This window comes from Arcicella rosea (assembly GCF_014204325.1).
GTDB lineage: Bacteria > Bacteroidota > Bacteroidia > Cytophagales > Spirosomataceae > Arcicella > Arcicella rosea_A.
On sequence record NZ_JACHKT010000048.1, the window covers coordinates 16,902 to 30,376 of the forward strand.

Sequence of the window (13,475 nt, forward strand, 5' to 3'; positions counted from 1 at the left end):
TCAAAAACTTTACTTTATTACTTTCATTATTCCATTCATAATACTCCAGTGACCTGGGAAGGTACATACAAAAGGATAATCTCCTATTTGTTCGGGTACGGTAAAGGTCAATCTGTATGATTCTTCTGGGTTTACTAAAGGTGTTGAAGCGATGATTTGAGGAATGTTGGGTACGTAGTTTTTCTCTAAAGCATCCTTTTGCGTAATCATTTTGTTGGCGGCTTTTCCGATGATTTCTAAAGATTTCGGTTTGCCAATTACCAAATTATGTTGCATCGCATCTGGATTTTCAAAGACTAATTCTACTTTCGTTCCTGCTTTTACCGTGAATTCCTTTTTGTCGTACTTCATGGCTTCTTTCACTGATTTTATCACAATTACCACTTTGTTTGGGTCAGCTACTTCTTCTGACTTCACTTCCCATACTTGGAATAAGCGTGCTAATTTGGTTTTGTTTTCAGGCGTAAGCTTTTGGTTTAAACTCGCCAAGAATACTTTATCGCTGTCTTTAATTTGTACTTTCTTTCTATAATTCCAACCGTCTGCAATGCCTTTGATGACCGCCGAAGCATTCGTTTCATCCAATTGCTGACTTAATTTCAATAAAGCAATAACAGAATCAGGAGTGCTAACATTGGCATAGCCTTTCACAGCTTTTTCCATCGCAAAAGTTGACATACTTTTCGGCGTACTGAAAGTGATTTTCTGGCTATAAGCATTATTTTTTTCGTTCTCTTCTGCAATGTTGTTGGCTTTATCCACTTCAACAGAAATGGTGTAAGTGCCTGGCATATCTGAGCTTAAACCAAGATTTCCTGTCCACGCACCATTGTTGTAAGAATTAATTTTAACGCTTTCATTGGCTGGAATACCATCGTTGAAAGTATAGCTTACCAAATCATATTTTCTGCCTGTTCCTTCAATTCTGATGTTCAAATTGATTACTTCTCCTTTTGGAATGGCTACTCCGCCTTGATTTTTTACTTCAATATTGAAACTCACTGGCTCAAGTACTGCTGGATTTGCTGGCGTAAAGTTGATTTTGCTAATCACTAAATCAGGCTTATTACTTGCCGAAATAGCAGTAGCTTTTTCTTCTTTCATCATGGCAGCGTGGTCGTGATGAGCTGGCATTTCTTCTGTTTTAGCTTTTACGGGCGAAGTATTTTTAGCAAGACTCTGTAAATACTTTTTCAGCAAAGCTTGTTTGTGGCTTGTCAATACAGCAGCAAAAGCATCAGGCAACCAACGGTCGTTGATTTCTGTTGATTTTTCCATGCGAGCCAATAAAGTTTTTTCAGCTTCAGCCGTTAAGGGCATTTCAGAGAAAGCCAAAAGCGTGTTCAAAACCACTAAAGGTTCTTTATCGTTTAAGGCATCTTTTTCTAATAATACTTTTACGGAGGCTTCATTGCGTGGCAATAATTGAATAGCCGTTTTACGAACACCCGAACATGGATGCGACAAAGAAGCGATTAAAGCTTTTTGTACTTCGGCATCGTTCAAAACGCCCAAACCTTCTAAAGTACGAAGGGCGTGAATGACACTTGGATTGATACCTGCTTCGTCTAAAGATTGGTCTTTGGTTAGTTCAATCAATGCTGGGACTACGTCTTTTTGTCCACGTTCTACTAACAAACGTTGTGCGTTCATTCTCCAGAACATATTTGAATTTTTAAGAGCAGCCACTAATTCTTGTGGACGGTCTTTTGATAAACTCAAAGGCGTATAATTTGGTGCTTCTTTCGCACTTACACGATAAATTCTACCATGCGTAAAGTTTCTTAAATCCGTTTCATAAGCATTTCCTTCGCCCATTGTAAAACCATTTGGTTGTGGGTTGTGCTGAATGATGAAAGAATACCAATCCGCAATCCATACAGCACCGTCTGGACCAACTTCTGCAAAAACTGGAGAAACCCATTCGTCAGCTCCTGCCAAAAGGTTGAAACCTTCTACATCACTGTAGTCTGTTCCGTTTTTGGTCATTACGTTTTGATGAACTACGTGTCCTGTTGGTTCACAAACAAAAGCAATTTGATTCCAATATTTTTTAGGGAAAGCTCTTGCGGTATAAAAATTATGACCCGCCGCCGCAGTAAACCCACCAAAAACATCTACTTGACGGATTCTTGGCGTAATGGTTTTCATGTCTTTGTGCGTATCTGTACTTCGGCTACCGTTTGTAGCAGTTGGCGAAAGGATATTTCTGTGCGGAATCGCCATGTACCAACCATGTGAATTATTGGCTGTTGAACCAAAAACATCGCCAGTTTCGTTGAAAGCAAAACCCCAAGTATTATTTGAAGTACTGGTAATATGTTCAAAATCTGAACCATCAGCTTTGAATCTAAAGAAACCTTGACCGAATTTTACAGAATCTTTTTCGGCAAATTTTCCTTGAAAACCAGCATAGCCCAAAGAACCCCAAATCCAGTTATCAAAACCATAATGTAAGTTGGAAGGCCCAGCGTGCGTATCAAAAGTACCAAAGCCCGAGAATAAGATTTTCTTTTCGTCAGCTTTATCGTCACCGTCGGTATCTTTCAAAAACAACATGTGCGGTGCTTGTGCTACAATGACGCCGCCATTGGCAAAAACTAAACCTGTTGGAATACTCAATCCCTCAGCAAAACGAGTGAATTTGTCAGCTTTACCGTCTTTGTCGGTGTCTTCACAAATCAAAATATAATCGCTTCCGCCTGTTTCTTTACGTTCGTTCGGATAATCTTTGGTAATCAAAACATACAAACGACCACGCTCATCCCACGACATCGCAATGGGGTGCATCACGTTTGGTTCGTGGGTAAATACTTCTAAATTAAAATCAACGGGTACTTGTATATGTTTGAGTGATTCTTCGGGCGAAAGTGCCGCTTGTAATAATTGAGGGTCTGGGCGTTTTTCGTAATTGGGTAATTTTGCGGGACTATAAGAAAATGCTTCTGGATGAAGTGCCGCATGAGCTGCCTGTGCTTGTTCATCTACCGACCAAATGATGGCATTTTCAAGCATTTTTAAAAAATCTGGATTCGTCCAAGTACGTTCGTCGTGTCCGTAGGCGGTATAAAATACTTTGCCTTTTCCGTACTGGCGAGTCCAAGTATAAGGTTCGGTTTTAGCGTCTGGGCGGTCTTTTGTTTGGTCAGCTTTAATGTCACGAGTCATTAGAACATTGTTATCTGCCTGTAACTGACTGTGTAAATACGTTTCATCGAAGGCTTTTAATCCTTTTATATCTTTTAAAATTGGATGCTGAGCTTGAACAATATTTGCTTGAATAGTATCCATGGTATGTCTCCAAAACTGTCCACCAACCATTTTTACGTATTCTGCAGAATTTCTAAAACAAAAAGACGCACAGTGAATAGGCAAAATTCCTTTGCCAGAAGCTACAAAAGCTAAAAGGTCTTTCTCTGCTTCAGGAGTAATTTTATCCCAATTGGCATAAATCATCAAGGCATCATACTTGTTTAAATTGTTAGTATTGATGTCTTCTAATTTATCTGTATAGGTAATGTTGATACCTTTGTTGCCAAGTGCTTCCATTAAAGTTGGGACACGGTCGATGGGTTTATGATGACCATTATCACCGAGAAACAATACTTCCAAACGACGGGCTTTAACCGTCGTTTGGGGAGTTGATTGTTTATTTTTTTTTGCTTTTTTCTGAGAAAAACCTACGAGGCAAGTCAGCAATAAGCAAAGACTAAGCAATGATTTTTTCATTTTGTGAATTGTCTTAAATCAATTGAAAGATTGGATAATCAAAAATCAGGGATATAAATAATTTCTCCTCCTTTTAAAGCTGATTCATGTGATAAAATACCTACAGATGTCCAATTGGCTGATTGTTCAGCATTCGGGAATGGGTCACGGTCTTCAACAATTGCCGAAACAAATTCATGTACCAAGTGCGGATGTGAACCACCATGACCAGAACCTTGCAAAAATGAAAGGTGTTGGTTTTCATCAGTATCATATACTCCACCAGTCGTAAATACTTGAATTTCTTCAGGTAAATAGTGGGCATAATCTGGTACAGTTACTTTCTCTGGAATTTCTGGTTCAGGTTTTTTAGCGGTATGTACCACGTGTTCTTCGTGTTCAATCAACGACCATTCAAAAGATTTTTTTGAACCATATACTTCAAAACTCTCACGATACTGACGAGCTACATCGAACAAAGAACGATATACCAAAGCACTTAAATCTGAATCCTTGAATTTGATATGGGCAGATTCAATCGCAAAAGGAGAGTTATAATGTTGATGTAATTCTTCACGAATTGTTCCTGAACCAAAACATGAAACGTACTCTGCTTGTAATTTCAATAAACCAGCCACAGGCCCAACACAGTGCGTTGCATAGTGCATGGGAGGTAAACCTGGCCAATAACCAGGCCATCCGTCCATGTCTTGTTGGTGAGATGCTTTCAGGAATTGTACTTTGCCCAATTCTCCTTTTTCGTATAATTCTTTTACGTACAAAAATTCACGACTGTAAACTACCGTTTCCATCATCATGTATTTTTTACCTGTTCTTCTGGTTGCTTCAACAATTGCCTTACATTCTTCTACCGAAGTTGCCATCGGAACAGTACAAGCTACGTGTTTACCTGCGTTTAAGGCTTTTAAGCTTTGCTCGGCATGGTTATGAATCGGTGAATTGATGTGTACAACATCTACTGCTGGGTCTGCTAATAAATCTTCAAAGCTGGTATAACGCTTTTCGATACCGAAAGCATCTCCAATAGCATTTAATTTCTCTTCTGTACGCTGACAAATAGCGTACATATTGGTGTTCGGGTGACGTTGGTAAATGGGAATAAATTCAGCTCCAAATCCTAAGCCGACAATGGCAATGTTTAGTTTCATTTTGTTTAGTTTATTAAGAAGGTTTTAGCTATTAGCTGTGAGCCTTGAGCTTTGAGTTCGTTTTTTTTGTTTATTAAAAAGAGATAATGGACTATTTATTAGTGTGTTAGTGATAATTCAAGGCTCAAAGCTATCAGCTGTGAGTTTTGAATTTGTCAGTTTATGAAAAACAGGTAATTGTTTATATAAAAGCCTTTAGCTATGAGCTTTGAGTTTTGGACTTTCTTTGTTTGTTAAAAAGAGATAATTTGCTATATATTAGTATGTTAGCTAATAGCTCAAGGCTCGAAGCTCACAGCTATTAGCTACGAGCCTGAATAAACTCCAAGCTTTCTTTCATCAATGTTTCTTCATTTTCAAACATTTTTCGCCAAATATTAGCTACCGCCAATTTTGAACTAAAAGCCTCAACCGACAAGTAAGCATCATAATTGATGTCTTTCAAAGCCGTAAAAACATCGTCCCAATTCACGTTTCCTTTGCCGACAGTACTTCTGTCGTTTTCAGATACTTGTACATGCACCAAATGCTTGCTCAGTTTTCTGATGGCATCGCCCAAACTTTTCTCTTCGATATTGGCATGAAAAGTATCAAACATGATTTTACAATGCGGATGATTGATGTCTTCAACCAATTGTAATAATTCATCAGCACAAGAAACCAAGTAACTTTCAAAACGATTGAGGTATTCTAAACCTAAAACAATTCCTTTTTCTTGGGCATAATCTGCCAATTCTCTCAAGTTTTCTACTGCCCAATTCCATTCTTCTAGCGTAGCGGGTTTTCCTGTAAAATGACTTAATGCCGAATGATAGGGTCCAGTCAATAAATCTGCTCCCAAAACCACAGCACAATCAATAGCTCTTTTGTTTCTTTCGAGAGTGGCAGCTCTCATCGCTGGGTCTGGACTGATTTGATTAAAATCTGGGCCACAAATCGTTACGGCAATTCTATCTAAACCTAATTCGTCTAATTTGCTACGCCATGTTTGCCAATGCTCTGGTGCTACATCAAAAATGGGTACTTCTACGCCTGTGAAACCAATTGCTTTGATTTGCTCTAACACAGGAAAAAGACTTTCGTTAATCTCTGTTCCCCACAAGAGCAAATTCATTCCGAATTTTTTCATTTTATCTTTCGTGTAATTATGTTCTTAGAATTGTTTGTTGTGGCTTACTCGTTGAATTTGATTTTTATGAATTTAGAGGTAAGACCTGCAAAATTTAGGGCTTAATTTATTAGACAGACAAGAATTTTACTGATACAAAATAATCTTAAAAAAATGATAAAAAACTCCGCTCTATTGATGAGTTTTGACTGTATTTTGATATTTTTATGATTCATATAAGTAATTAAAGTAAAAAAATAGGTTTTGAAAAATCCATTAAACAAAAGTATCGAATCGCCAAATCATTCTTTTACGATGAAAGAGTTGAAGGAACCGTACTTCGACCCCAACTGGCATTTTCACCCGCATTATCAATTATTTGTGGTGTTGGAAGGCACAGGAACACGCTTTATTGGCGATAATATCAAACATTTTGAAGCGGGAGATATGGTTTTTGTAGGCCCAGATTTACCACATCTTTGGCGAAGTGATGAAGTGTATTTTCAGGGAAATCCTGCTTTTACTACGCATGGCATTGTCGTTTATTTTACGGAAGATTTTCTGGGAAAGGATTTTTTTGAAAAATATGAAATGACAAAACTCAAGCACTTGTTTCTAAATGCCAGTCGTGGCTTAGAAATCAGTGGAGTATTACACGATAAGATTCTTACTTTTATGAAAGAATTATTGTTGCTACAAGGTTTTGAAGCAATTCTGAAATTATTAGAAATGTTGAATTTATTAGCCAATTCCAACGAATATGATTTTATCAGTAGCGTTGGCTATACCAATCCATTCAAAACTTCTGAAACCGAAAGAATGCACAAAGTGCACGAGTACGTGCTGAACAATTATCGTACTTCAATCAATCTAACGGAAGTAGCTTCATTGGCGGGCATGGCTACGGCGGCTTTTTGCCGTTACTTTAAGGCAAGAACGAATAAAACTTTTTCGGATTTTGTCAGTGAACTTAGGGTTGGCTATGCTTGTAAATTATTAATGGAAGATAAATTGAGCGTCACGCAGGTTTGTTATGAAAGTGGTTTTAATACTTTGTCGAATTTCAATAAACAATTTAAGGATTTAAAAGGACAAACTCCTTCGCAGTTTAGAGTAGCTTTTGGCGATACAAAGTTTAAAAAATCTCCTCAATCTTAGCTTCTTTTTCTCTGAAATTAAAAGTATCACCTTTGCCTTTGCCCATCAATAACGCTCCGATGGGCGACTGTGGCGAAATAATCATGATATTTTCTCCGTCGATTTTACAAATACCCACACTTACCGCCAAAAAGTAATTGCCTGTGGAGGTTTTCAAGAAAGCACCAACGGCTCCTTTTTTAAAGACCAAATTCATATCAATGCGTTCGACGATGGCTTTTTCTCTTTTGGCTTGTTCGTGCATCAAACCGTGCATATCTCGGTCGAGTTGCCCCATTGCTCTGGACGTTTCGTACTTATCGCCTGCCGAAGATTTTGATTCTTCATTGGCAGAAGCCTGAGCTGCCTGCATGGCATCATAAGAGGTTTGTATTCTTTGGTCTAAAAAACTATTTATATAATCGATAATCTTTTGTTTCATGTGTTATTGGCTATCGGCTGTCAGACTTCGGCTTTCGGCTTTTTCGTTTAGCTTTTTAGCTATGAGTTGTGAGCGATGGGCTTTTAGTCTTCGGCTTTAGGCTTTTTGTTTGGTATCTTGGCTTTGAGCAAAGCACTTTAGGCAATGACAATTCATAATTCATAATTCACAACTCATAACTCAAAGCGTTTCTCTGCGAATCATATAAAAAGGATTTTTTACTTTGATTTTCTTTTTATCCAACAACAAAGCTGCTGCTGTTCTGCCCATTGTTTCAAAGTCGGTTGTGATAACGGTAATGCCCAAGAGTTCTTTTAAAGTAGTTTCGTTGAAAGAAACCACACCGATTTCATTCCCTAAAGAGTAACTTGATTGACGAACCTTTTTCACTAATTCAGCTAAATCGTGTTCTTCCACAACTACATAAGCTGTTTGTGGAATGAGTAATTCCTCATCAACATTTTCTCTGATGATAAATTCTTTGTGGGCATTTACACAAAAGTAACGAACACCTCGAACAATATCTACAGGATAATTGCCATCACTCGGAAAAACTAATACAACTCGCTGATACTTAGTAAATAAATCATTGGCACTTTCTAAGGCTTCTGCCACATCACGCTCAAAATCTTGATAGACCGACAAACACTCGTGTTTGTATTCGGGTAAATCTTTATCAAGTAAAACCAATTCATCTGATGGGATTTTTTCCAAAGCCTTCATGGCGATAGCTTTTTCTGAATCAGGAAAAAAATGTGGCATCACCACATAATAATTGTACTTCCCAAGATTTTTATCAATGATTTCATCGAAAAGGCGAGCATTGTAATGATGAATTTGTAAATCAACTGAAGCTTTATCGCCCAATACTTTTAGAAAAGCATAATAAATTAATTTCTTGTATGAACTCAATTTGTTGAAAATCAATAAGATTCTCATCTTTCTGCTTTCTCCGCTGTTTACATAATATCCTTTGCCTTGCACAGAAGTAATGAAGCCTCTTTCTTTTAGTTCACGATAAGCTTTTTCTACCGTATCACGGGCTAAATAATACTCCTCGCTGAGTTCACTGATGGATGGTAACTGTTCGTTTTTCTTCAAAACGTTACGTTCAATATCCGAAATAACTGATTGGATTATCTGTTTGTACTTTGGTGTTTTATCGTTTGGATTGAGTTTGAGCTGGTACATGATGAAAGATAAACTCAGCTTTACATCCTTTTCTCTAAAAGAAGCGCTAAGACTGAGAATTAATTAGTGTGATACATTCTTTTTAATTTATCTTCTGAGCAGGGAAGTGCATGATAGTTCCCTTTTCTTTTTGATTTATCCTTGTAAAATTTTATACGATTCCAAGAAACAAATTTACAAACTATTCTTTCAAAGAACTAAATTTAAAAGAATTACTCAAAAATTGGCATTCAATTTACTTGTCATTTCTTCAAAATAGCTTTGTCTTTTTATCGCTTGGATTCTAATCATTAATTCATTTTAAAATTAACAATAGCAAGTAGATTTAGATCTAGGAAGCATTTTACGGTATTAAATTCAAAATATATCATTGATTATGGGAGCAATTTTAGGCGTTATTTTTCACTTCATTGGCGGTTTTGCATCTGGGAGTTTTTATATTCCTTACAAAAAAGTTAAAGGTTGGTCATGGGAAAGTTACTGGATTACAGGAGGTGTTTTTTCATGGTTGATTGTTCCACCTTTAGCAGCTTATCTTACCATTCCAGATTTTGCTTCCATTATTGCTAGTAGCGAAGGAAGTGTAATACTCTGGACTTACGTGATGGGTGTTTTGTGGGGAATTGGTGGTTTAACTTATGGTTTAGGAGTACGTTATTTAGGAATTTCCTTGGGAAGTTCAATTATACTTGGGCTTTGTTCTGTATTTGGTTCCTTGATTCCTTCTATTTATTATTACTTCAACAAAACTGCTGGGAAAGATACAATTTATGATTTAGTATCTACCAATTGGGGACAAATGGTTTTGCTTGGTTTGGCTGTTTGTGTGTTAGGTATTGTAATTTGTGGAAAAGCAGGAGGAAGTAAAGATAAAGATTTAGCTGGACAAGTAAATGCTGAAAACCAAGAGTTTGATTTAGTGAAAGGACTTACTTTTTCAATCATTTCAGGTTTATTAAGTGCTTGTTTTAGTTTTGGTATTGAAGCAGGTTCGGCGATGTCGAATGTGGCGAATGAAATTTGGGTAGCAAGTAATCCCGGGCAAGGTGAATTCCTTTATCGCAATAATGTGGTGTATATCGTTATTCTTTGGGGCGGTTTAACCACCAATTTGATTTGGTGTATGTACTTAAACTTCAAGAATAAATCTTTTGGCGATTATACCAATTCAGAAACTCCTTTATTGAAAAACTATATATTTAGTGCCATCGCAGGCACAACTTGGTTTCTTCAATTCTTCTTCTACGGAATGGGCGAAAGTAAATTAGGAAATGGGCCAAGCTCTTGGATTCTCCACATGGCATTTATCATTTTAGTAGCGAATTCATGGGGATTAGTATTAAATGAATGGAAAGGTGTTTCTAAGAAAACGTTAACAACTATTATCATTGGAATCTTAACGATTGTCCTTTCGGTATTAATTGTGGGATACGGAAATTCTTTGAAAGCATAGAAAATTAAAAAAAATAAAAAAAGGAGTAACAAATTTCTCAATTTGTTACTCCTTTTTTTATGTCAAAAGATTGTCTTATTGTGATGAATATTTATAATAAACGATGAATTTTTTTGATAAAAGGCTTTTTTTAGGAAAAATATTTTTTTTGATGAAAATTGGTATGTTATTTGATGTTGTCATCTTTGATGAATGAAGGATATTGTAGGTCAAGATTTATTAAAATATGAAATGCGTCAAATATTTTTTTTTTAAGAATAGTAGTATCTTTGAATGAGAGGACAAATTTTTATCCAACTACAGCTAAAATTAGCTTAAGGTTTTATCTGTAAACAGAAAATTTGTGACGAATAAATCCCAGTTTATTCGTAAATATATGAAAACTTGGTTTGATGTATATTGTGAAATTTCTTAATCTAAATAATTTCCTAAGCTTTACTCACTATGAAAATCCAACAAACGGTATTCAAAAACAATCAATGGAAAACAATCTCTGAAAATGAGGGTTTTGACGCATCTAAGGTCAATTGGGTAATGGCATTTGGTGGACGAATTGTATTAGAGACTATCAATCCTTTCGATTATATCAAAAATCTTTATCCTCATGCGGATATAATTATTAATTCAACTTCTGGAGAAATCTATGAAGATTCAGTACATGATGATTCAATCGTTGTAACTGCTATACAGTTTGAAAGAACGTTGGTAAAAAGTATTGAAATAGATATTAATTCGCATCATGAAAGTGGTATTACTGGTGAAAAAATAGCTGAAGCTTTAGCTGGTGATGATTTGAGAACAATTTTTATTATTTCTGATGGAGCAAGAGTAAATGGAAGTGCGTTGATTGCAAGTTTGAATAGAAAGACAGATGAGAGTGTCCTGATTTCAGGTGGATTGGCTGGTGATGCTGCAAGATTTGAAAAAACTTTGGTTGGCTTAAATCATCACCCTGAAGAGGGAAAAATCGTTGCGATAGGTTTATACAGTAAAAGTCTGAGCGTTGGGCATGGCACAATGGGAGGTTGGGATGGTTTTGGACCTGAACGTGAAGTAACAGAATCTGAATACAATATTTTATATAAAATTGGCGATGTTGCTGCTTTGGATTTATACAAAGAATACTTAGGCAAATATGTAGAAGGTCTTCCTGGTGCTGCTTTACTGTTCCCATTATCAATGCGTGAAACCGAAGATGCAGAACCCGTTGTAAGAACCATACTTTCTATCGATGAAGAAAAGAAAAGTATGACTTTTGCAGGAGAATTACCGAAAGGCTCTTTGGTTCGTTTTATGAAAGCCAATTTCGATCGCCTAATTGACGCTTCCGCAAAAGCTGCGCAAGATGCTATTCAACCTTTTGCAAGTAATCCAGAATTAGCCATTCTGGTGAGTTGCGTAGGTAGAAAACTTGTACTTGGGCAAAGATCTGAAGAAGAAGTAGAAGCGGCTCGTGAAATAATGGGCGATGAAACCCTAATAACAGGGTTTTATTCTTATGGCGAAATTTCACCATTAAACCCCAATGCTCGTTGTGGCTTGCATAATCAAACCATGACAATTACCACACTTTCTGAAAATTGATTAGAATGAATAATATAACATTTCACAGATTACTTGCCAAGCAAATCAAAAAACATTTGACAGACGAATGTCTGGAAAATGAAAATTTTCAAACTTTTATTAAAGCAGTTAATGAATCTTACTTGAGCTTTGATAGAGATAAAGAACTGTTTGAACATTCATCTCAATTGAATGAAAGAGATTATGCCGAAATCAATACTAAACTCAAAGATGAAATTAAGCAAAGACGTCTTTCTGTAGAAAAATTGATTGAAGCGATTTATTCTTTGGAGGTAAACGAAGAAACAGAAGTAAAATCTTTGAATCCTGATGATATGTTAGGATTGATGGATTTCTTGAAAGTTCAAATTGATAATCGTAAACAACTTGAAGCAGATCTAAGAAAATCAAAAGAATTAGCAGAAGCGGCTACTCAGGCAAAATCAGAATTTCTTTCGATGATGAGTCATGAAATTCGTACACCTTTGAATGCAATTGTTGGGCTTACTTATTTGATGCAACAGGAAGAAGTATCTGATTCGTTGGCTGAAAACTTGAAAATCCTTCAATTTTCAACCAATAATTTGCACGTACTTATCAACGATATATTAGATTTTAGTAAAATTGAAGCAGGAAAAGTTGAGCTTGAAAGAGTACCGTTTGATATTAAGCAATTGGTTTCAAACATCAAGAAGGCTAATCAAATAAAGGCGGAGGAGAAAGGTAATAAAGTGAGATTAATGATTGATGATGATGTGCCAAATGTGTTATTGGGCGATGCCTTGCGTTTAGGACAAATCATCACTAATTTGATTTCAAATGCAGTGAAGTTTACTAAAAATGGAAGTATTACGATAGAACTTTCTCAGCGTCGTCGTACACCAAGTCATGTCACAATTGACGTTTCTGTAACGGATACTGGTATAGGTATTCCTTTGGATAAACAGGCGATGATTTTTGATAAATTTACGCAGGCAAATTCTGAAACTACTCGTCAGTTTGGTGGTACTGGTCTTGGACTTGTAATTACCCGAAGTTTATTACAATTGCATGGCAGTGATATTCATCTTACAAGTGAAGAAGGTAAGGGTTCAACATTTTATTTTACCCTAGACCTTGAAATAGGAACAGAACTAAGAACAAAAGTAAACGAAGCACATACAGAATTATTGAATGAGAATACTTTGAAAGGAGTGAAAGTACTTCTAGTAGAAGATTATCCAATGAACATCAAAGTTGCCACTAAATTCTTAGAGCGTTGGCAGATTATAATTGATGTTGCTGAAAATGGACAAATTGCTTTGGATAAATACGAAAAAGGAAAATACGATGTGATTTTGATGGATATTCAGATGCCAGTATTGGATGGTTACACGGCTACAGCAAGAATTAGAGAAACTGATACAGATACTCCGATTATTGCTTTAACAGCCTCTGCAACACTCAATAATCAAGATAGAGCATTTTTGGTTGGGATGAACGATTATGTAACCAAGCCTTTCAATCCGAATGAATTATTCCAAAAAATTGCAAAATATAGCTATCGATAAATAATAGAAATGTTTATAAAATTAAAAGGCTCAACGATTTTTTTCGTTGAGCCTTTTAATTTTGGCTTTCCTTGAAAATTGTTTTTCAATATTCATTCATAATAAAATCCACTCATATTCTGGGTGGATTTTTCATTTTATTTGAGGTGATTTA

The 13,475-nt window shown here is 36.2% G+C and carries 9 protein-coding genes; 4 read left to right on the forward strand and 5 right to left on the reverse strand.

From position 1 onward, the window contains the following. Window positions 1–9: 9 nt before the first annotated feature. From HNP25_RS20465 to HNP25_RS20475, 3 genes are all read right to left on the reverse strand, one after another. Entirely contained in the window at window positions 10–3,729 is a 3,720-nt protein-coding gene (locus HNP25_RS20465) for a PVC-type heme-binding CxxCH protein (protein WP_184137430.1), read from the reverse strand. A 38-nt stretch (window positions 3,730–3,767) separates the two neighbouring features. Continuing rightward, a complete protein-coding gene (locus HNP25_RS20470; protein WP_184137432.1) occupies window positions 3,768–4,877 on the reverse strand; it encodes a Gfo/Idh/MocA family protein in 1,110 nt (369 codons plus the stop codon). A 301-nt stretch (window positions 4,878–5,178) separates the two neighbouring features. Next, the gene (locus tag HNP25_RS20475; protein ID WP_229202921.1) at window positions 5,179–6,006 is read right to left on the reverse strand and encodes a sugar phosphate isomerase/epimerase family protein; all 828 of its coding nucleotides are present in this window, start codon (window positions 6,004–6,006) and stop codon (window positions 5,179–5,181) included. Window positions 6,007–6,249: 243 nt separating this feature from the next. Between HNP25_RS20475 and HNP25_RS20480 the strand changes: the two genes are divergently transcribed. Continuing rightward, window positions 6,250–7,143 (forward strand): AraC family transcriptional regulator, encoded by an 894-nt coding sequence (locus HNP25_RS20480; protein WP_184137434.1) that lies wholly within the window; start codon window positions 6,250–6,252, stop codon window positions 7,141–7,143. On the opposite strand, the gene HNP25_RS20485 is transcribed toward HNP25_RS20480, so the two are convergent. Together HNP25_RS20485 and HNP25_RS20490 are read right to left on the reverse strand one after the other, a co-directional pair. Beyond that, complete coding sequence (locus tag HNP25_RS20485) at window positions 7,121–7,564, reverse strand: GreA/GreB family elongation factor (RefSeq protein WP_184137436.1); 444 nt, start codon at window positions 7,562–7,564, stop codon at window positions 7,121–7,123. The two genes, HNP25_RS20480 and HNP25_RS20485, sit on opposite strands and share 23 nt — an antisense overlap. Window positions 7,565–7,744: 180 nt before the next feature. Beyond that, a complete protein-coding gene (locus HNP25_RS20490) occupies window positions 7,745–8,755 on the reverse strand; it encodes a GntR family transcriptional regulator (RefSeq protein WP_184137438.1) in 1,011 nt (336 codons plus the stop codon). A gap of 376 nt (window positions 8,756–9,131) precedes the next feature. On the opposite strand from HNP25_RS20490, the gene rhaT reads away from it, so the two are divergent. The 3 genes from rhaT to HNP25_RS20505 all read left to right on the forward strand — a co-directional run bounded on the left by rhaT (window position 9,132) and on the right by HNP25_RS20505 (window position 13,321). Next, on the forward strand, window positions 9,132–10,208 hold the full coding sequence (gene rhaT / locus HNP25_RS20495) for an L-rhamnose/proton symporter RhaT (protein WP_184137440.1): 1,077 nt from the start codon (window positions 9,132–9,134) through the stop codon (window positions 10,206–10,208). Between the two features lie 444 nt (window positions 10,209–10,652). Then, window positions 10,653–11,792: an FIST signal transduction protein gene (locus HNP25_RS20500; RefSeq protein WP_184137442.1), complete on the forward strand. Its 1,140-nt coding sequence runs from the start codon at window positions 10,653–10,655 to the stop codon at window positions 11,790–11,792. A gap of 5 nt (window positions 11,793–11,797) precedes the next feature. Beyond that, window positions 11,798–13,321 carry a response regulator gene (locus tag HNP25_RS20505; RefSeq protein ID WP_184137444.1) on the forward strand — a complete coding sequence of 508 codons (1,524 nt, stop codon included), beginning with the start codon at window positions 11,798–11,800 and terminating at the stop codon, window positions 13,319–13,321. Window positions 13,322–13,475: the final 154 nt, after the last annotated feature.